A 17,777-nucleotide genomic window follows, 5' to 3' on the forward strand; every position below is an offset into this window, starting at 1 on the left:
ATGCCGAGCTTGCCGCCGACCTGCCACGCATGCACCGGCGCCGCGCCGCCGGTGGCCAGCAGCGCGTAGTCGCGCGGCACGCGGCCGCGCTCGGCGATGGCCACGCGGGCGGCGCCGGCCATGTTCTCGTTCACCACGTCATGCACGCCGAAGGCGGCGCGCGACGCGTCCAGGCCGATGCGGCTGGCCAGGTCGCCCAGCGAGTCGCGCGCCGCGCCGGCATCGATGCGCATGGCCCCGCCGAGGAAGAAGTCGCCGTTCAGGTAGCCCAGCGCGAGGTCGGCGTCCGTCACCGTGGGTTCCGTGCCGCCGCGTCCGTAGCAGACGGGACCGGGCTGCGCGCCGGCACTGTCCGGGCCGACATGCAGCGTGCCGAGCTCGCTGCGCCGCGCGATGGAGCCGCCGCCGGCGCCGATCTCGATCAGCTCGACCGTGGCGATCTGGATGGGTAGGCCGCTGCCGCGCAGGAAGCGCTTGGTGCGTGCCGCCTCGAAGCCCCAGGCGACCAGCGGCTCGCCCCCGTCCACCAGGGCGAGCTTCGCGGTGGTGCCGCCCATGTCGAAGGCGAGCACGCGGTCCAGCCCGGCCTGCCGGCCGAACCAGGCGCCGGCCAGGGCGCCCGCGGCCGGGCCGCTTTCCAGCAGCTGCACGGGCGCGCGCTTCGCCTCCGCGACATGGGTGAGGCCGCCGCTGGAGAGCATCAGGAACAGCTCGCCCGCGATGCCCGCGCGCTTCAGCTCGGCCTCCAGCCGGTCGAGATAGGCTTCGGCCAGCGGCCGGACATAGGCGTTGGCCACGGTGGTCACGGTGCGCGGGTATTCGCGGATCTCCGGCGCGATGTCGGCGGAGAGGGAGAGCGAGAGATGCGGGAAGCGCCGCGCGATGGCTTCCGCCGCCTGCCGCTCATGCGCGGGGTTGGCATAGGCATGCAGGAAGCAGATCGCGAGGCTGGCGACGCCCTGGGCGACGAGCCCGGCCACCTCGTCCAGCGCGGCGGCGACATCCAGCGGCTTCTCCACCGTGCCGTCCGGCGCGAGCCGCTCCTGCGCCTCGCGCCGCCAGGGGCGGGGGACGAGGGGCCGCGGCATCTCCAGGAACAGGTCGTAGAGCTCGTATTTCCGCTCCCGCGCGATCTCCAGCACGTCGGCGAAGCCGGCGGTGGTGAGCAGGCCCGTCGGCGCGCCCTTGCGCTCGATCAGCGCGTTGGTGAACAGCGTCGTCGCATGCACCACGCGGCCGACCCGGCCGGGCGAGGCGCCGGCCTTCGCCAGCAGGCGCTCCACGCCGGTCATCGCGCCGCGCGCCGGGTCGTCGGGCGTGGTGCTCTCCTTCCAGATCACCGCGCGCCCGTCGGAGGGATCGAGCAGGACGAGGTCGGTGAAGGTGCCGCCGATGTCGATGCCGAGGGAAAGCGACGCTGTCATGAACTTCCTTGCGGGGCGGTGGGCGATCGCCCTGGTGTCAGTCGCCGCGGATCGCGTTGGCCTCGATCACCTGCCGCCAGCGCTCGCGGTCGCGGCGGATGCGTGCCTCGAAGGCCGGGCCGGCCTCGGGCAACGGCTCCAGCCCGCGCTGGCGCAGCGTCGCGGCGGTCTGCGGGTCGCGCAGGACGGCGTCGAAGATGCCGGCGAGGCCGTCGCGGATCTCGGCCGGCAGGCCGGCGGGACCGACCAGGCCGAACCAGTTGGTGATCTCCAGCTGTGGGATGCGGGCAGCGAGCGGCGCCAGGTCCGGCGCCATCTCGCTGCGCTGTGTCGCGGTGATGCCGATGCCCTTCAGCTGGCCGCCGCGGATCTGGCCGGCCACCTCGGCGACGTTTGCCACCATGATGTCAACGCGCCCGGCGGAGACGTCCAGCACGGCGGGGGCGCCGCCGCGATAGGGCACGTGTGTCATGCGAACGCCGGTGACGCTGGCGATCAGCGCGCCGCCGAGATGGTTGATCGAGCCGTTCCCGCCCGAGGCATAGGTCGCGGCGCCGTCGCGCTGCCGGGCATAGGCGGCCAGCCCCTCGATGTCGGAGAAGGGTGCATCCGGCCGCGCCACCAGCGCCATCGGCGTGCCGGCGAGGTTCGACACCGGTGTCAATTCCCGATCGAGATCGAAGGGCACCAGCACGCCCGGCATGACCGGCGCGACCGACATGGTGCCCATGATGGCGCTGGCGAGGGTGTGGCCGTCCGGGGCAGCGCGGGCGGCGGTCTGCGCGGCAATGAAGCCGTAGGCGCCGCTGCGCACTTCCGGCACGGCGGTGAGGCCGCGCACGCGCTGCATGCCCTCCGCGACGATGCGCATCAGGATGTCCACGGCGCCGCCGGGCGGAAAGCCGATCAGCAGGCGCACGGGCTGGCTGGGCGCCCAGGCGGCATGCACCGGCCGGGACGCGCCGGCGAGAAGGCCCGCGGCCAGCAGGGCTCGGCGGGGCACTGGGCTCGATGCATCCGTCATGCTCGCCTCCTCGACTGCGCCATGTAACTCGCGGTCCCCAGCGGCTGGTTGCCTTCCGGCCTTGCTGGAGCGGATCATGCCCATCCCGCATGATGTGCCTGGAGCCTTGCCCGCCCATGGCGCAGTCTTCATGGCCAAACATCGCCCTCGCAACTGAAAACCCGTCATGCCTTCATGACGGATCGGAATGAACCTGCCGGATCCGCGCCATGCGTCGCCATACCCCGCCCACTGCGCTTCTCCAGGCCTTCGAGGCCTGCGCGCGCCATCTGAGCGTGTCCCGCGCGGCGGAGGAGCTCTCGCTGACCCAGAGCGCCGTCAGCCGCCAGCTTGCCACGCTGGAGGCGCAGCTCGGCCTCCGGCTGTTCCAGCGTGTCCGCCAGCGCCTGGTCCTGACGGCCGCGGCGGCGGCCTACGCGCCCGAGGTGCGCGCGGCGCTGGCGCGCATCGAGAGCGCGACGCAGGAGGTGCTGGCGCATCGTGGCGCCGGCGGCACGCTGAACCTGGCGGTCTCGCCCACCTTCGGCGCTCGCTGGCTGATGCCGCGCATGCCGCGCTTCCAGGCGCTGCATCGCCTGGTGGTGGTGAACATCCGCAACCACACCACGCTGCCCTGGCCGCTCGACTTCGCGGGGGAGGGCGTACACGCGGCGATCCAGATGGGCTCGGTGGAACGGCCTGGCGTGACGATCCACCCGCTGGTGCGCGACGTGCGCGTGCCGATCTGCGCGCCGGCCCTGCTGGCCGGCGGCGCGCTGCGCGAGCCGGCGGAGCTGGCGCGGCACACGCTGCTGCAGCAGACCACGCGGCCGCGTGCATGGGTGCATTGGCTGCAGGCGCATGGCGTGAGCGGCGTGGACGGGCTGCGCGGGCCGCAATACCAGCACCATGCCATGGTCGCGGAAGCCGCGGCGGCAGGCCTCGGCGTCGCGTTGATGCCGCGCTTCCTGGTGGAGCCGGAGCTGGCGGCCGGGCGGCTCGTCGTCCCCTTCGACCTGCCGCTGGATGACGGGCAGGCCTACAGTCTGGCTTATCCGGACGATGCGGCAGCCCAGCCGGTGCTGCGTGCCTTCCGTGACTGGCTGCTGGGCGAGGTGGCGCAGGGCGCAGCGCAACCGAGCGAGGCGGCGCATCTTCCCGGCCCGGAGGTTCATTCCAGATCGTCATGAAGGCATGACGGGTTTTCAGTTGCCGGGGTGATGTTTCACGCGGGAAGCTTGCAGCAAGGCGGGCGGACCTTGCGGGCAGATCATGCGCCCGTGGCATGACCTGCCACAGGGCAGGCGCGACACGCGGCACAGTCCAGGAGGCGAGCATGACCCGTGCATCCATCCCGCTCACCCGCCGCGGCCTGCTGCCCTTGGCGGCGGCATCGCTCGCGCTGCGGCCCGGCGCCGCGCGCGCGAACTGGCCCGAGCGCCCCGTCGAGATCGTCGTGCCCTTCCCGCCGGGCGGCGGCGTGGACCTGACCGCGCGCATCGCCGCGCGCTTCCTGGACAAGCACACCGGCGGCAAGCCCTTCGTGGTGATCAACCGGCCAGGCGCGGGCGGCGAGGTGGGCTGGGCCTCAGTGGCTGAGGCGCGGCCGGATGGTCATGTCCTCGCGCTGCTGAACGCGCCCAACATCATGGCCATCCCGATCGAGCGCCGTGCACGCTTCACCATGGACAGCTTCGCCTTCGTCGCCGCCCTGGTGGACGATCCCGTGACCATCTCGGTGCATGCGTCCAGCCCGCACCGCACGATGGCGGATCTGGTCGCCGCGATGCGCGCGCGTCCGGGGCAGATGACCTATGGCACGGCCGGCATCGGCGCAGTGGGTCATATTGCCTTCCTCACCCTGGCGCGCGCCACCGGCGTCACGGCGGAGCACGTGCCGTTCCAGGGCGCGTCGAACGTCGCCACCGCGCTGCTCGGCCGGCAGATCGACATGGCGACGACCACTGTCGCCGAATCGCGCCAGTTCATGAGCGGCGGATCCGATTGGCGCGTCCTCGGCGTCATGTCGCCGCAGCGCATCGAGGGCCTGCCCGACCTGCCGACCATGCGGGAGATGGGGATCGCGGCGGAAATGGGCTCGATCCGAGGGCTGGGCGCGCCGCGCGGCACGCCGGCGCCGGTGGTCGCCGAGATCGCGGCCGCCGTGGACCGGATGGCCAGGGACGCGGAGTACCAGGCCGCGCTGCGCCAGGCCGCGCTGCCGGCCCGCTACCTGCCGACCGAGGGCTACACCGCGCTGCTGGCCTCCATGAACCGCGACCTGCAGTCGCTCTGGCAGACCCATCCCTGGCGGCAGCAATAGCCCGCCACGCGCAGCGCACCCCGAGGAGACAGAATGCGCACCGACCGCGTCCCCTACGCCGACATCGCCGCCTACCTGAAGGAGAAGGACACCGTCCTGGTGCCGGTCGGTGCGACCGAGTGCTACGGCCCGCATCTCGCCACCGGCACGGAACTGCGGATCTGCGAGATGTTCGCCACCGAGGTGGGCGAGAAGGCCGGGCTCGCGGTCGTGCCGGTGGTGCCCTTCAACTACTCGCACATGTTCCTGGAGTATCCGGGCACCTGTTCCGTGGAGATGTCGGCGCTCGAGACCTATGTCGGCCAGGCCTGCGAGGGGCTGGCGACGCAGGGCTTCCGACGCTTCCTCTTCGTCAACGTGCACAATTCCTCGGTCGGCCCGCTGGAAGGCGTCAGCCGCACGCTGCGCCGCAAGTTCGGTGCGATGGGCGGCCTGATCGACGTCTTCACGGTGATGCGGGAGAAGGGCGGCGTCACCTTCGAGACGAAGCTGTCGCCCACCGCCCATGCGGCGGAGATGGTGACGTCGGTTGCGCTGCACCTGTTCCCGGATATGGTGTTCATGGACCGCGCGGCGGCGCCGGTGCTGAACCCGCCACCGGCGCCAGGCACGCGCTCGCCGGGCGGCAACAAGCTGGTCTTCGACGGCGGGCACATCATCGTCTTCTCCGACATGGCCGATGACAGTCCGTCGGGCCATCGCGACGATCCGCGGCCGGCGACGGCCGAGAAGGGGCGGCAGCTCTGGGAGAACTCCGTGGCCTTCGGCGCGAAGGCGGCGGGCATCTTCGCCACGATGCGCCGGCCGGGGGCCGCGGCATGAAGGCCGTCGCGGCCTACAGCCCTTATGGCTGGCGGGCGCGCATCGGGCTGATCGTGCCGTCCACCAACACCATCAACGAGCCGGAATTCTGGCGCCTCGCCCCGCGCGGGGTGACCATCCACACCGCGCGCGCCACCTCCACCGGCGAGTTCTCCGAAGCCTACTTCGCCCGGCTACGCGAGGCGGGGCAGCGCTGCGCGGAGGACCTGGCGACGGCCGAGGTGGACATCATCGCCTATGGCTGCACCTCGGGCTCCATCGTCTGCCCGCTGGAGGAGATCGTCGCCGACCTGCATGCGCGCACCGGCATTCCCGCGATCGCCACGGCGGGCTCCGTCGTCGCGGCGCTGCGCGCGCTGAAGGTCAAGCGCGTCGCGGTGGCGACGCCCTATGTGGACTTCATCAACGAGCGCGAGGAGGAGTTCCTGACGCGGCACGGCTTCGAGGTCACGTCCCTGCACGGCCTCCGGCTCGGCGAGACGCAGGCGGAGCGGAGATCCATCGGGCGCGTGCCGCCGGAGCACGTCTACCGCATGGCGCGGATCTGCGACCGGCCGGAGGCGGAGGCGATCTTCGTCTCCTGCACCAACCTGGCCACGCTGGACGTGATCGCGCAGATCGAGGCGGATCTCGGCAAGCCGGTCGTCACCTCGAACCAGGCCTGTTTCTGGCACTGCCTGCGCAGCCTCGGCATCCCGGACCGCATCGAGGGCTACGGACGCCTGCTGACGGAGTGCACGGCATGACGGACCTGGCGGACCTGACTGCGACAACGCTGCTTCGGTGCATCCAGGCGGGCGAGATCAGCGCGGCGGAGGTGATGGAGGCGTGCCTCGATCGCATCGCAGCGCGGGAGCCAGCGTTGCGTGCCTTCGCCCATCTCGATGCCGACGCCGCGCGGCGATCAGCGCGTGCCGCGGATGCGGCGCCGGCCGGCGGCCGGCTGCGCGGGCTTCCTCTGGCGGTGAAGGACATCCTGGACGTCGCCGGGATGCCGACCGGGAACAATTCGCCGATCTGGGAGGGTTGGCGGCCACGAGCGGATGCGGCGTGCGTCGCGCTGGCGCGGGGCGAGGGCGCGGTGATGATCGGCAAGACCGTGACGACGGAGTTCGCCACGCGCCAGCCCGGCCCCACAGCGAACCCGCACAACCCCGCCTTCACGCCGGGCGGCTCCTCCTCCGGCTCGGCGGCAGGCGTGGCAGCCGGCTTCTTTCCGCTCGCCTTCGGCACGCAGACCGCCGGCAGCATCCTGCGGCCGGCGGCCTATTGCGGCGTGGTCGGCTACATGCCGACGCATGGGCTGATCCATCGCGCCGGCATGAAGGTGATGAGCGAGGAGCTCGACACCATCGGCGCCATCGCGCGCAGCGTCGCCGATTGCGCGCTGCTGGTCTCCGCCGTCGCCGGCATCGACCTCGGCGATCCGGAGCGTCGGGCGGGGCGCGCGCCGCGCCTTCTGCTCTGCCTGGGCCCGGCGGCGCAGATGGCGCAGCCGGAAACGCTGGCCTTGATGGAGCGCGCCGCCTCGGCTGCGCGGCGCGCCGGCGCGGAGGTGGTAGCGCGCGAGATGCCGCCCGAGGTCGCCGCGGCCCATGCTGCGCACCCGATCGTCATGAACGGGGAGGGGTCGCAGGCCCTGGCCTGGGAGCTGGCGAACCATTCGGAGCAGCTCTCCGACGTGCTGCGCACGCGCCTGCTGGAGGCACGCGCACGGCCCGCCGAGGTGCTGGCCGCCGCGCGTGCCGCCTTCCGCACGGCGCGCGCCGCCTTCCCGGCGGTGATTGAGGGGTTCGACGCGATCCTGACGCCCTCCACGGCCGGCGAGCCGCCCGAGGGGCTTGGCTGGACCGGCGATCCCGCCTTCAACTCGCTCTGGACGGCGCTGCATCTGCCCTGCGTGACGGTGCCTGCGGGCACGGGTCCGCGCGGCCTGCCGCTCGGCGCGCAGCTGGTCGGCCCGCATGGCGGCGACCGTGCGCTGCTGGGCTGGGCGGAATGGCTGCGGAGCGTGCTCGCCGAGGGCTAGATGGCACCGGCTGCCGCGCCTTCGGCGAAGCCGCGCAGGCGGCCGGCGATGACCTCGCCGACCGCCTCCACGGCCGCGCGTCGCGGGAAGCTTGCACGCCACGCGATGCGGACGGTGCGCCCGGCGCGAGTCGAGAGAGGCCGCAGGATGATTCCGGCATCCTGCGCCGCCCCGGCCGCGAGCCCCGGGATCAGTGTGGTGCCGTAGCCGGCCGCCACCATGTTCAGCAGCGTGGAGAGGCTGGTCGCGCGCATCGTGCGGCTCAGCGCGCCGCTTCGCCCACAGGCCGCCAATGCCTGGTCCCGCAGGCAGTGCCCGTCCGCCAGCACCAGGATGTCCTCGGCCAGGTCCGCTTCAGCCACCGCCTGGCGCTCCGCCAGGGGATGCTCGGGCGGCAGGGCGGCCAGGAAGGGCTCGGCGAAGAGTGGCCGGCTGGCCAGGTCCGGCCCGTCCACGTCGGTCGCCAGGAGCGCGGCATCCAGGTCATGCGTGCGCAGCCGCTCCAGGAGAACAGCCGTCTGGTCCTCCCACGGCTCCACCTCGAGGGCGGCGAATGCCTCGCGCAGCGGTGCGAAGACCAGCGGCAACAGGTAGGGCGCGAGTGTCGGAATGATGCCCAGCCTGAACCGGCCCGCGAGCGGGTCGCGCAGGCTGCGCGCCAGGCCGAGGATCGTGTCCGCCTCCGCCACGGCCGTCCGGACATGCCCGATGAGCCGCTCGCAGGCGGCAGTCGGCGTGACGGTCTTGCTGCCGCGCTCAAACAGCACGACGCCCAGCAACTCCTCCAGCTTGCGCAGCTGGACCGAGAGGGTCGGCTGGCTGATGCCGCAGGCTTCGGCGGCGCGGCCGAAATGGCCGTGCTCGGCAACGGCGAGCAGGTAGCGGAGGTCGCGGAGGTTCATCTGGTCAGTCGCGCTGCCATGATAGTGACTGTCTATCAGTCTAGTTGAGTTGCCACCCTTCCTTCTATCCTTCGGTTGGGATAGGCAGGGTGCGAGGGGACCGGTCCGAGGGAGGGGCGGCGGGGTTCGTCAGCGCAGGACGCAAGGCAGGCGCGTCTCGTCGCTGCCGGGCGCGGCCCCGGCCCGTGCGCTGCCCTGCCGGCCGAGCTTCAGGTGGCGGCATCGGCGAGCACCCTGTATGCGAACGTCGTCCGCTTCGCCGCGGTTGCCGTTCGCCAACCAAAGACAATCGACGCAGTGATGATCGGAGAGAGACATGGACGGACATAGTGGCCAGAAGGCCGGCAAGTGCCCGGTGATGCACGGGACGCCGACGGCGGTGCGCTTCAGCACCCGCTCCAACAAGGACTGGTGGCCGAACGCGCTGAACCTGCGCATCCTCGCGCAGCATTCCGTCAAGTCGAACCCGATGGGCGAGGCCTTCAACTACGCCGAGGAGTTCAAGAGGCTCGACCTCGCGGCGCTCAAGAAGGACATCATGGCGCTGATGACGGTCAGCCAGGACTGGTGGCCGGCCGACTACGGGCATTACGGCCCGTTCTTCATCCGCATGGCCTGGCACGCCGCGGGCACCTACCGCACGGCCGATGGCCGCGGCGGCGCGGGTAACGGTGCGCATCGCTTCGCGCCCGAGAATTCCTGGCCGGACAACGCCAACCTCGACAAGGCGCGGCGCCTGCTGTGGCCCATCAAGCAGAAGTACGGCAACCGCATCTCCTGGGCCGACCTGTTCGTGCTGACGGGCAACTGCGCAATCGAATCGATGGGGCTGAAGCCCTTCGGCTTCGGCGGCGGCCGCGTGGACATCTGGGAGCCCGAGGACGACATCTACTGGGGCAGCGAGGACACCTGGCTGGGCGACACGCGCTACAGCGGCGACCGCGAGCTCGCCAACCCGCTTGCCGCCGTGCAGATGGGCCTGATCTACGTGAATCCGGAAGGCCCGAACGGCAACCCGGACCCCGTCGCCTCCGGCCGCGACATCCGCGAGACCTTCGCGCGCATGGCGATGAACGACGAGGAGACCGTGGCGCTCGTCGCCGGCGGCCACACCTTCGGCAAGGCGCACGGCGCCGGCCCCGCCGACCATGTGGGCCGCGAGCCGGAAGGCGCGCCGATGGAGCAGATGGGCCTCGGCTGGCTCAGCACCTTCAAGTCCGGCAAGGGCGTGGACGCCATCACCTCGGGCATCGAGGGTGCGTGGAAGCCCAAGCCCACGACCTGGGACATGGGCTACTTTGACATGCTGCTGGGCTACGAGTGGGAGCTGCACAAGTCGCCCGCCGGCGCGCATCAGTGGCACCCGAAGGACCGCGCTGCCTGGACGCTGGTCGAGGACGCGCACGACCCGACGAAGCGCCACCCGCCGATGATGACCACGGCGGACATGGCGATGAAGATGGATCCCGAGTACCGCAAGATCTCGGAGCGCTTCCACAAGAACCCCGACCAGTTCGCCGACGCCTTCGCCCGCGCCTGGTTCAAGCTGACGCACCGCGACATGGGGCCGAAGGTCCGCTACCTCGGCCCCGACGTGCCGGCCGAGGACCTGATCTGGCAGGACCCCGTCCCGCCGGTCACGCATGCGCTGATCGACGAGGGCGACGTCGCGGCGCTGAAGGCGCAGATCCTGGCCACCGGCCTCACCGTGTCGCAGCTGGTGCAGACCGCCTGGGCCTCGGCCTCCACCTTCCGCAACTCCGACAAGCGCGGCGGCGCCAACGGCGCGCGCATCCGGCTTGCTCCCCAGAAGGACTGGGAGGTGAACCAGCCGGCGCAGCTCGAGACCGTGCTGGCGAAGCTCGAGGGCGTGCAGAAGGCGTTCAACGCCTCGGCCACCGCGGGCAAGCAGGTGTCGCTGGCCGACATCATCGTGCTCGGCGGCTGCGCGGCGATCGAGGCTGCGGCCAAGGCGGCGGGCCACTACGTGACCGTGCCCTTCGCCCCGGGCCGCACGGATGCGACCGCCGAGCACACCGACGCGGCGAGCTTCGCCGTGCTCGAGCCCGAGGCCGACGGCTTCCGCAACTACCGCAAGGCGCGCTTCACGGTCTCGGCCGAGGAGCAGCTGGTGGACAAGGCGCAGCTGCTCGGCCTGACCGCGCCCGAGATGACGGCGCTGGTGGGCGGGATGCGCGTGCTGGGCGCCAACCATGGCGGGTCGCCGCATGGCGTGCTCACCACGCGGCCGGGCCAGCTCACGAACGACTTCTTCGTGAACCTGCTGGACATGGGAACGGCCTGGGCCCCGACCGACGAGACGGCCGAGGAATTCCAGGGCCGCGACCGCGCCACCGGCACGGTCAAGTGGACCGGCACGCGCGTTGACCTGGTGTTCGGCTCGAACTCCCAGCTCCGCGCGCTGTCCGAGGTCTATGCCCAGGCCGACAATGCCGGGAAGTTCGTCAAGGACTTCGTGGCGGCGTGGGTGAAGGTGATGAACGCGGACCGCTTCGACCTCGCCTGAGGCGGGCGGCACGACCTTCGGCCGCGGCAGACATCCTGCCGCGGCCGGTTCTCCGCCAGCGCCGGCGTCGATTGTGCGACGCCGGCGCTGCCCGGGTGTGACCGGGCGATCACGTTGCTCGGCCCAATTGCGCTATCTGAAGGCAGCGCGCAGCGCCGGCGGTCGGCCAGCGAATCCCGCGGTCACTCCGGCTGGTAGTTGACGCTGCGCAGCAGCTCCGTGGCGCGCGCGATCTCCGCCGCAATGAAGCGCCGCGAGTCCTCGATGCTCTCCGTCACCGGCTCCAGTACCTGGCTCGTCAGCCGCTCCACGATGGCGGGCTCGCGCATCGTCTCCTGCATCAGGTCGTTGACGCGCTGGCAGATCTCGGCGGGCGTGCCCTTCGGCGCCCAGACGCCGTACCAGGACTGGAACTGGTAGCCGGGCAGGCCCGCCTCCGCCATGGTCGGCACATCGGGCGCGAGGCGGGAGCGCTGTGCCGTCGCGATCCCCAACGCGCGGACCCTGCCATCGGCCGTCGCCGGCAGCAGCGCGAAGCTCGGGTCGATCAGCAGCTGGGCATTGCCGCCCATCAGGTCGGTCAGCGCGGGCTGCGTGCCGCGATAGGCCACCATGTCGAGGTTCGCGCCGGTGCGGCGGTTGAACTCGATGGTGGCGAGATGCCCGGCGGAGCCGAGCGAGGAGATCGCGATGTTCCATTCACGCGGCCGTGCCTTCGCGGCCTCGACAACCTCGGCAACGCTGCGCTGGCTCCGCATGCCGCTGATCACCATGACGAGCGGCGCCTGCGCCGTGCGCGCCATCACCTCGAGGTCGCGCTGCGGATCGAAGGTGGCACCACGCAGCACCAGCGGCATGACCGCGGTGTTGAACGCCGAGGCGAGCAGGGTGAATCCGTCCGGCGGCGCCTGCAGCACGGCGTTCGTGCCGATGAGGCCGGCACCGCCGGTGCGGTTCTCCACCACCGCCGTCGCGCCGAGCTTCTCCTGCAGCTTCTGGCCGAGCAGCCGTGCCAGCGCATCGTTCGCGGCGCCGGGCGGCCAGGGGCAGATCACGCGGATCGGCCGCCCATGCGGCCATGCGCCCTGCGCGCGCACCGCCGGTGCGGCGATCAATCCGAAGGTCCCGGCCGCTGCGGCCGCCATCAAGCTACGCCTGTGCATCGTCTTCCTCCCTGGCTGGCGGCCGGGCATGGGCGCGCCGGCTCGCGTATCGCTTCGTGGTCGTTCCCGTCCGGCTCACGGTGCGTGCGGGCTCGCGCTCATCCCCGCACCCAGTCCGTGCCGACGCGGACGTATTTGATGGCCTGTCGCCAGTAGGTGTAGGTGATGTGCAGCCGGCCATCCGCCGTCTGGCAGATCGAGGGGTAGGAGAACTCCCGGTTCAGCCTGTCCTTCGAATTGTTCGTCATGCAGTAGCCGTCGCCGACTTCCAGGTTGCGCCGGACAGGCCAGGTGAGGCCGCCATCCTCCGACACTGCAAGCGTCATCGGCGCGCGCGGCGCGCCCCAGAAGGCGCTGCGCTCCGTGATCGGCGCGACCTCCGCCCCGCCCAGATCGTCATAGAGCGACAGCCGTCGATCCGTCGCGTCGGCCTTGCTGCTGTCGTTGAACACCATGGCCAGCCGTCCGTCCGACAGGCGGATCGCCTGGATGGAGGAGTTGTTGTTCGGCAGCTCCGTCGGCATGGGCGCCGTCCAGCTGCGGCCGCGATCGGCGGATGCGCTGCGATAGACGTGGTCCGCCCAGCGGCTGCGGAAGAAGGCGACCAGGCGGCCGTTCCGCAGGTCCACGATGTTCATGTGCACGCAGCCCGTGCTGTCCGGCACGGGATGTTCCGTCCAGCTCCGGCCGGCATCGGAGGAGATCATCACCGAGCTGGTGTCGAGGTCGCCGGTCCAGGCGCCGGCCGGTGGCTTGGTGCAGCGCCAGATCGGCAGCAGCCAGTCGCCATTGTCGAGCACGACGATGGGGCTGCGGATGAAGGTGCCGAAGCCCGGCTGCTCGCCGAACAGCGTCTCGATCGCCCCCCAGCTTCGCCCGCCATCGGCGGAGATGCGACGACGGATGATCGCGGTGTCCTGGTTGCCGGCAACCTGTGCCGTCCAGAGCAGCCAGAGCGTCCCGTCCGGCGCCGGGAAGAGCAGCGGGTTCTGTTCCGACCGCGTCGGGTCGTCGGAGAGGCGCATCGCCGGCGACCAGCGCTCGGCGCCTGGCGCGAGCCGTGAGAAGTGGACCGAGATGTCCGGCACGCCTTCCTGCGTGCCGCCGAACCAGACGCAGCCGAGATCCCCGCCGGGCAGCGGCATGACGAAGGAGGCGTGGTTCTGCACGCAGGGCGTCGGGATGAAGGCTTCGACCCGCGCGGCATCTCCTGGTGATGGGGCAAGGACCTCCGGCCGCTCGATCAGGCCCGTGGTGTCCGGCATGGCGCGCATCCCTTTCCCCGCTCAGAGCGCGGCGCGGTAGATCGCGAGGATCTGCTCGCGGCTGATGTCGCGCGGGTTGTTGTCCAGCAGCCGGCGGATCGCGTGCGCGTCCTCCGCCATCATGGGGAGATCGTCTTCGGGCACGCCGAGACGCGACAGGCGCATCTCGAGGCCGAGCCCCGCGCAGAAGCCGTGCGCGGCCTGCAGGATGTCTGCCTCCGACCGGTGCGCCGGCAGTCCGAGCGCCTGGAGGATCAGTGCGGTCCTCTCCTGCACGGCGGGCGCGTTGAAGGCCAGGGTGTGCGGGAAGATGACGGCGCAGGCCAGGCCGTGCGCGACATGGTGGCGCGTGCCCAACGGATAGGCCACCGCATGGCCCGCCGTGGTGTTCACCGGCCCGAGGCAGAAGCCGCCATAGAGCGAGGCGAGGGCAAGCCCGGCCCGTGCCTCGCGGTCGCCGCCATCCCGCACGGCGCGCGCCAGGAAGCGGCCGACCAGCCGGATTCCCTCGAGCGCGTAGAGGTCGATCAGCGGGTTGGCCTTGCGGTTGGTGAAGGCCTCGGCGCAATGAGCCAGCGCGTCCACCCCGGTCGCGCCCGTGACGTCGCGCGGCACCGTCAGGGTCAGGTCGGGATCGACCACGGCCAGGTCGGCGAGCATGTGGCGGCTCTGCACGGCCAACTTGTTCTGCGTGGCGGGATCAGTCACCAGGGCGCGCGTGCCCGCCTCGCTGCCGGTGCCGGAGGTGGTCGGCACCTGGACCAGCGCGCAGCGGCGCCCGGCGACGCGCTCTGGCCCGACGACGTCGTGAATCGACTGGCCGCTCCCCGGCAGCACGGCAACCAGCTTCGCGAGGTCCATGGCGCTGCCGCCGCCGAAGCCCACGACAAGCTCGGGCCGGACGCGCTCGGCCATGGCCAGGGCGCGATGCAGGTTCGGGATGTCGGGCTCGGGCTTGGCCTCGCCGAACACGCTGACCTCGCCCGGCAGTCCGAGCAGGCCCACGCGCGCGGCGTTGGACGCGCCGGTGACGACCAGGCTGCGGGTGATGCCTCGGCCAGCTGCCCAGCGACCGACCTCGCCGACCAGCCCGGCGCCGAAGGCGATGCGTTGCGGCCGGTCGATCTCGATGGGGCGAAGCAGGTCGGTCATCGGCTCTGTCCTCGCGGTCATGCGGCGGCGCGGTGGGCGGCCAGCTGCTCGGCGTATTCGATCGCCTCGACCAGGCTGCGCTCGCTGGCGATGCCCTTGCCGGCGATGTCGAAGGCGGTGCCGTGGTCCACGGAGGTGCGGATGATCGGCAGGCCGAGCGTGATGTTCACGCCGGACAGCGCGTCCCATTTCCCGGTTGCGGGATCGACCGAGAAGCCGAGCAGCTTGACCGGGATGTGGCCCTGGTCGTGGTACATCGCGACCACGGCGTCGTACTGCCCGGCGCGCAGCTTCACGAAGACCGTGTCGCCCGGCACCGGGCCGGAGACGTCCAGCCCTTCGGCCGCGGCGCGGGCGATGGTGGGGGCGGAGACCTCGATGTCCTCGCGGCCGAACAAGCCGCCTTCCCCGGCATGCGGGTTCAGCGCGGCGACGGCGATGCGCGGCCTGGCGATGCCCAGCGCGCGCAGCGCCTCATCCGTCAGGTCCAGCACCAGGCGCAGGCGCTGCGGCGTCAGGCGCTTCGGCACGTCCTGCAGCGCGACATGGGTGGTGACGTGGCTGACGCGCATGTTGCCGTGTGCCAGCAGCATCACGGAGCCCTTCACGCCCGTCAGCTCCGCCAGCATCTCGGTGTGGCCGGCATAGTGGTAGCCGGCCTTGTTCAGCGCCTCCTTGTTGAGCGGCGCCGTGACGATGGCGCCGACCTGGCCGGCCTGGGCCAGGCGCACGCCGCGTTCGACCGCCAGGTAGGCGAAGCGGCCGGCATCGGCGGAGAGGACGCCGGGCTCGATCGGCGCGCCTTCCGGGCCGGCCTGGAGGAAGCACAGGGCCGGCCAGTCCGGCGTGTCGTCGGTGACCTCCGGAATGGTCAGGCCCGGCGCCAGCGACGCGCGGGCGCGCTCCAGCGCGCCGCTGCTGCCGATCACCAGCAGCCGCAGATCGCCGGCCGCGATCCGTGGCGCCAGCACCTGGCACGCCTTGACGATGATCTCGGGGCCGATGCCGGCCGGGTCGCCCATGGTGATCGCGAGGTGGCGCGGCTTCATGCGTCGATGCTCCGGGTGAGGAGGCCGTTGCCGGCGAGGAGGTCGCGCCAGAGCGTATCGCCACCGAAGGCGCCGGACTTCGACACCACCTCGAGGCCATCCCAGATGCCGCCGCGCATGACGGAGCGCGGCACGCCGGCCGCGACCAGGCCGGTCGCCTCCAGCGATCGCGCGCCCAGCGCGCGGCAGATGGCGTGCAGCGTCTCTCCGCCCGCGACGGCCAGCGTGCCGGGGCGCGGCAGGCGCTGCAACAGGCCGGCCAAGGCGGCGGCGATGCGGCGGGCTGCCTCCGCACGGTCCAGGCCAAGGGGCAGGGCGAGGCTCACCATCGCCGCGCCGCTGTCCTCCAGCAGCCCGGCGATGCGCGCGGCCTCCGCGGGGCTGCCGTCCGCCGCCTGGGTCCAGCAGGCATCGCAGGCCGCGAGCTGGCGCGCCGTCACGGCCTGGTCCGAGCCGAACAGCCCGAGGACGGGGCTGCGCAGCGCGGTCGAAACCGGTGCCGCAGAGGCGCCGGCCAGGGCGCGCGCAAGTCCCGCGGTGCCGCACCACAGCACCGGCTTCGTCGCACCGCGCCCAAGCGTGACGATGCGCGCGAGATCGGCCTCGCCTTCCGCGTCGAAGATCGAGACGCCGCTTGGCAGCGGCTGGTCGCAGGATCCACGGACCGGCCGCAGCCCCTCCGCCTGCAATGCGGCCAACAGATCGCATGCGACGGCCGTCCAGCTGCCATCCGTCTGCCGCCTGAGCACCTGCCCTGCGCGGGTGATCCGGCCTTGCGCCGGGAAGGCCGGGGCGAGGACGACATGCGCCCAGTGCCGCGTCGCGAGACAGGCGGCGAGTTCCGCCGCGACATGGCCGCGCAGCAGGCTGTCGATCTTCTTGAAGGCGATCCCCGCGCCGGCCAGCGCCGGTGCCAGGGCCCGCACGCGCGCCGTGGCCAGCTCGCGCGGCGCCTCCCGCGTGCCGGAGTCGAGGGCGAGGCTGCCGGTCCGGTCCGTTGCGTCGTCCCAGGCGACCGGCACCGGGCCGCACAGGCCGGTCAGCTCTGCCGTCGCATCGAGCGCGCCCGTCAGGTCGTCGGCCAGCAGGCGGAGGCGCGGCGCGCTCATCGCGCGGCTCCGCCGAGGCCGATCGCGCCGAGCGAGAGGCGCACACCTTCGCCCAGTTCCGCCGCCAGGCGTTGCGCATGCGGTGCCGCCAGCGCCACGAACTCCGCGGTGGTGAAGCGTCCGCCCCCGACGGTCAGGCTCACCCCCGCCAGCGGCAGGCCGCGCGCGTCCAGCACCGGCGCCGCAACGGTCCGCAGGCCATAGGCGTTCTCGCCATCCGACACGGCGTAGCCGCGCGCCCGCACCTCGTCCAGGCGCTGCAGCAGCGTGTCGAGATCGATCAGGGTGCGTTCCGAGAGCTTCACGCGCTGGACGCTGTCGAGGTGGAACACCTGCTCGTCGCGCGGCAGCCAGGCCAGGATCGCCTGGCCGAGCGCGGTGGCATAGGCGCCGATCCGCGTGCCCGCGCGGCGCACCACGCCGTGCCGTTCCAGCCCCGCTTCCACCCTGGCGAGGTAGATCACCTCGCCCCGTTCCAGCACACCGAGGGACGCCGCGTCGGCAATGCGCGGCACCAACTCGCGCAGCAGCGGCGTGGCATGCCCCGGCAGGTCGTCGGCGGAGAGCACGGCGTGGCCGAGCTCGAGGCATTTCAGGGTCAGGCGGAAGCGCCGGCCGTCCGGCACGCCGCGCAGGTAGCCGAGCCCCAGAAGGGTGTGGATCAGGCGGAACGCCGTCCCGCGGTCGAGGCCGGTCCGTGCCGCCACCTCGGCGACGGTCAGTTCCGGCACGTCCTGGCCGAAGGCGCGCAACACGGCGAAGGCCTTCGCGACGGACTGCACGACGTTCTTCGGGTTCTCCGAAGCCTGCTCGCGCGGCGCCGTGCCGACTGCGTCCGGGGGCTTCGTCTGCAGGACTTCCTCCCTGTCGCCGCCTTCAAGGTTGATCGGATTGCGAACAAATGTTCGGAGTTGCTTGCAGTGGTATCGCCCCGCGGCCTTCGGGGTCAAGCGGCCAGTCGCCCGACGGTCGCCCCGCGGGGGCGCTGCCCGGCGGCTTGCCGTGCTGA

The 17,777-nt window shown here is 72.0% G+C and carries 15 protein-coding genes; 6 read left to right on the forward strand and 9 right to left on the reverse strand.

Annotated elements, in window-relative coordinates:
* On the reverse strand, positions 1-1,424 hold a 1,424-nt coding region (locus OZN99_RS00005; protein WP_270933098.1), incomplete at its 3' end, for a hydantoinase/oxoprolinase family protein.
* Positions 1,425-1,461: 37 nt separating this feature from the next.
* Positions 1,462-2,448 (reverse strand): Bug family tripartite tricarboxylate transporter substrate binding protein, encoded by a 987-nt coding sequence (locus OZN99_RS00010; protein ID WP_270933099.1) that lies wholly within the window; start codon positions 2,446-2,448, stop codon positions 1,462-1,464.
* Between the two features lie 209 nt (positions 2,449-2,657).
* Here OZN99_RS00010 and OZN99_RS00015 point away from each other — a divergent pair, with 209 nt between their 5' ends.
* The 5 genes from OZN99_RS00015 (at position 2,658) to OZN99_RS00035 (ending at position 7,601) form a co-directional block, all read left to right on the forward strand.
* Positions 2,658-3,617, forward strand: a complete 960-nt coding sequence (locus tag OZN99_RS00015) for a LysR substrate-binding domain-containing protein (RefSeq protein ID WP_270933100.1) — start codon at positions 2,658-2,660, stop codon at positions 3,615-3,617.
* Positions 3,618-3,763: 146 nt separating this feature from the next.
* Entirely contained in the window at positions 3,764-4,750 is a 987-nt protein-coding gene (locus OZN99_RS00020; RefSeq protein ID WP_270933101.1) for a tripartite tricarboxylate transporter substrate binding protein, read from the forward strand.
* A gap of 33 nt (positions 4,751-4,783) precedes the next feature.
* On the forward strand, positions 4,784-5,572 hold the full coding sequence (locus OZN99_RS00025) for a creatininase family protein (protein WP_270933102.1): 789 nt from the start codon (positions 4,784-4,786) through the stop codon (positions 5,570-5,572).
* The gene (locus OZN99_RS00030) at positions 5,569-6,318 is read left to right on the forward strand and encodes a maleate cis-trans isomerase family protein (RefSeq protein WP_270933103.1); all 750 of its coding nucleotides are present in this window, start codon (positions 5,569-5,571) and stop codon (positions 6,316-6,318) included. Before OZN99_RS00025 ends, OZN99_RS00030 begins: the two co-directional genes overlap by 4 nt.
* Entirely contained in the window at positions 6,315-7,601 is a 1,287-nt protein-coding gene (locus OZN99_RS00035; protein ID WP_270933104.1) for an amidase, read from the forward strand. The genes OZN99_RS00030 and OZN99_RS00035 overlap by 4 nt, the downstream gene beginning before the upstream one ends.
* Here the strand turns inward: OZN99_RS00035 and OZN99_RS00040 are convergent.
* The gene (locus OZN99_RS00040; RefSeq protein WP_270933105.1) at positions 7,598-8,503 is read right to left on the reverse strand and encodes a LysR substrate-binding domain-containing protein; all 906 of its coding nucleotides are present in this window, start codon (positions 8,501-8,503) and stop codon (positions 7,598-7,600) included. The genes OZN99_RS00035 and OZN99_RS00040 overlap by 4 nt on opposite strands.
* A 316-nt stretch (positions 8,504-8,819) precedes the next feature.
* Here OZN99_RS00040 and katG point away from each other — a divergent pair, with 316 nt between their 5' ends.
* Positions 8,820-11,030 carry a catalase/peroxidase HPI gene (gene katG / locus OZN99_RS00045; RefSeq protein WP_270933106.1) on the forward strand — a complete coding sequence of 737 codons (2,211 nt, stop codon included), beginning with the start codon at positions 8,820-8,822 and terminating at the stop codon, positions 11,028-11,030.
* 182 nt (positions 11,031-11,212) lie between these two features.
* On the opposite strand, the gene OZN99_RS00050 is transcribed toward katG, so the two are convergent.
* From OZN99_RS00050 to OZN99_RS00075, 6 genes are all read right to left on the reverse strand, one after another.
* Entirely contained in the window at positions 11,213-12,175 is a 963-nt protein-coding gene (locus OZN99_RS00050) for a Bug family tripartite tricarboxylate transporter substrate binding protein (RefSeq protein ID WP_270933107.1), read from the reverse strand.
* Positions 12,176-12,291: 116 nt separating this feature from the next.
* Positions 12,292-13,458 (reverse strand): sialidase family protein, encoded by a 1,167-nt coding sequence (locus tag OZN99_RS00055; protein WP_270933108.1) that lies wholly within the window; start codon positions 13,456-13,458, stop codon positions 12,292-12,294.
* 21 nt (positions 13,459-13,479) lie between these two features.
* Positions 13,480-14,610, reverse strand: coding sequence for an iron-containing alcohol dehydrogenase (locus tag OZN99_RS00060; RefSeq protein ID WP_270933109.1), 1,131 nt, complete (start codon positions 14,608-14,610; stop codon positions 13,480-13,482).
* 17 nt (positions 14,611-14,627) lie between these two features.
* Positions 14,628-15,659 (reverse strand): 4-hydroxythreonine-4-phosphate dehydrogenase PdxA, encoded by a 1,032-nt coding sequence (gene pdxA, locus OZN99_RS00065; protein WP_270933110.1) that lies wholly within the window; start codon positions 15,657-15,659, stop codon positions 14,628-14,630.
* Positions 15,656-16,768, reverse strand: a complete 1,113-nt coding sequence (locus OZN99_RS00070; RefSeq protein WP_270933111.1) for a four-carbon acid sugar kinase family protein — start codon at positions 16,766-16,768, stop codon at positions 15,656-15,658. The genes pdxA and OZN99_RS00070 overlap by 4 nt, the downstream gene beginning before the upstream one ends.
* Positions 16,765-17,550 carry an IclR family transcriptional regulator gene (locus tag OZN99_RS00075; protein ID WP_270933112.1) on the reverse strand — a complete coding sequence of 262 codons (786 nt, stop codon included), beginning with the start codon at positions 17,548-17,550 and terminating at the stop codon, positions 16,765-16,767. Before OZN99_RS00075 ends, OZN99_RS00070 begins: the two co-directional genes overlap by 4 nt.
* Positions 17,551-17,777: the final 227 nt, after the last annotated feature.

It is taken from the genome of Falsiroseomonas oryzae, assembly GCF_027856955.1.
GTDB lineage: Bacteria > Pseudomonadota > Alphaproteobacteria > Acetobacterales > Acetobacteraceae > Falsiroseomonas > Falsiroseomonas oryzae.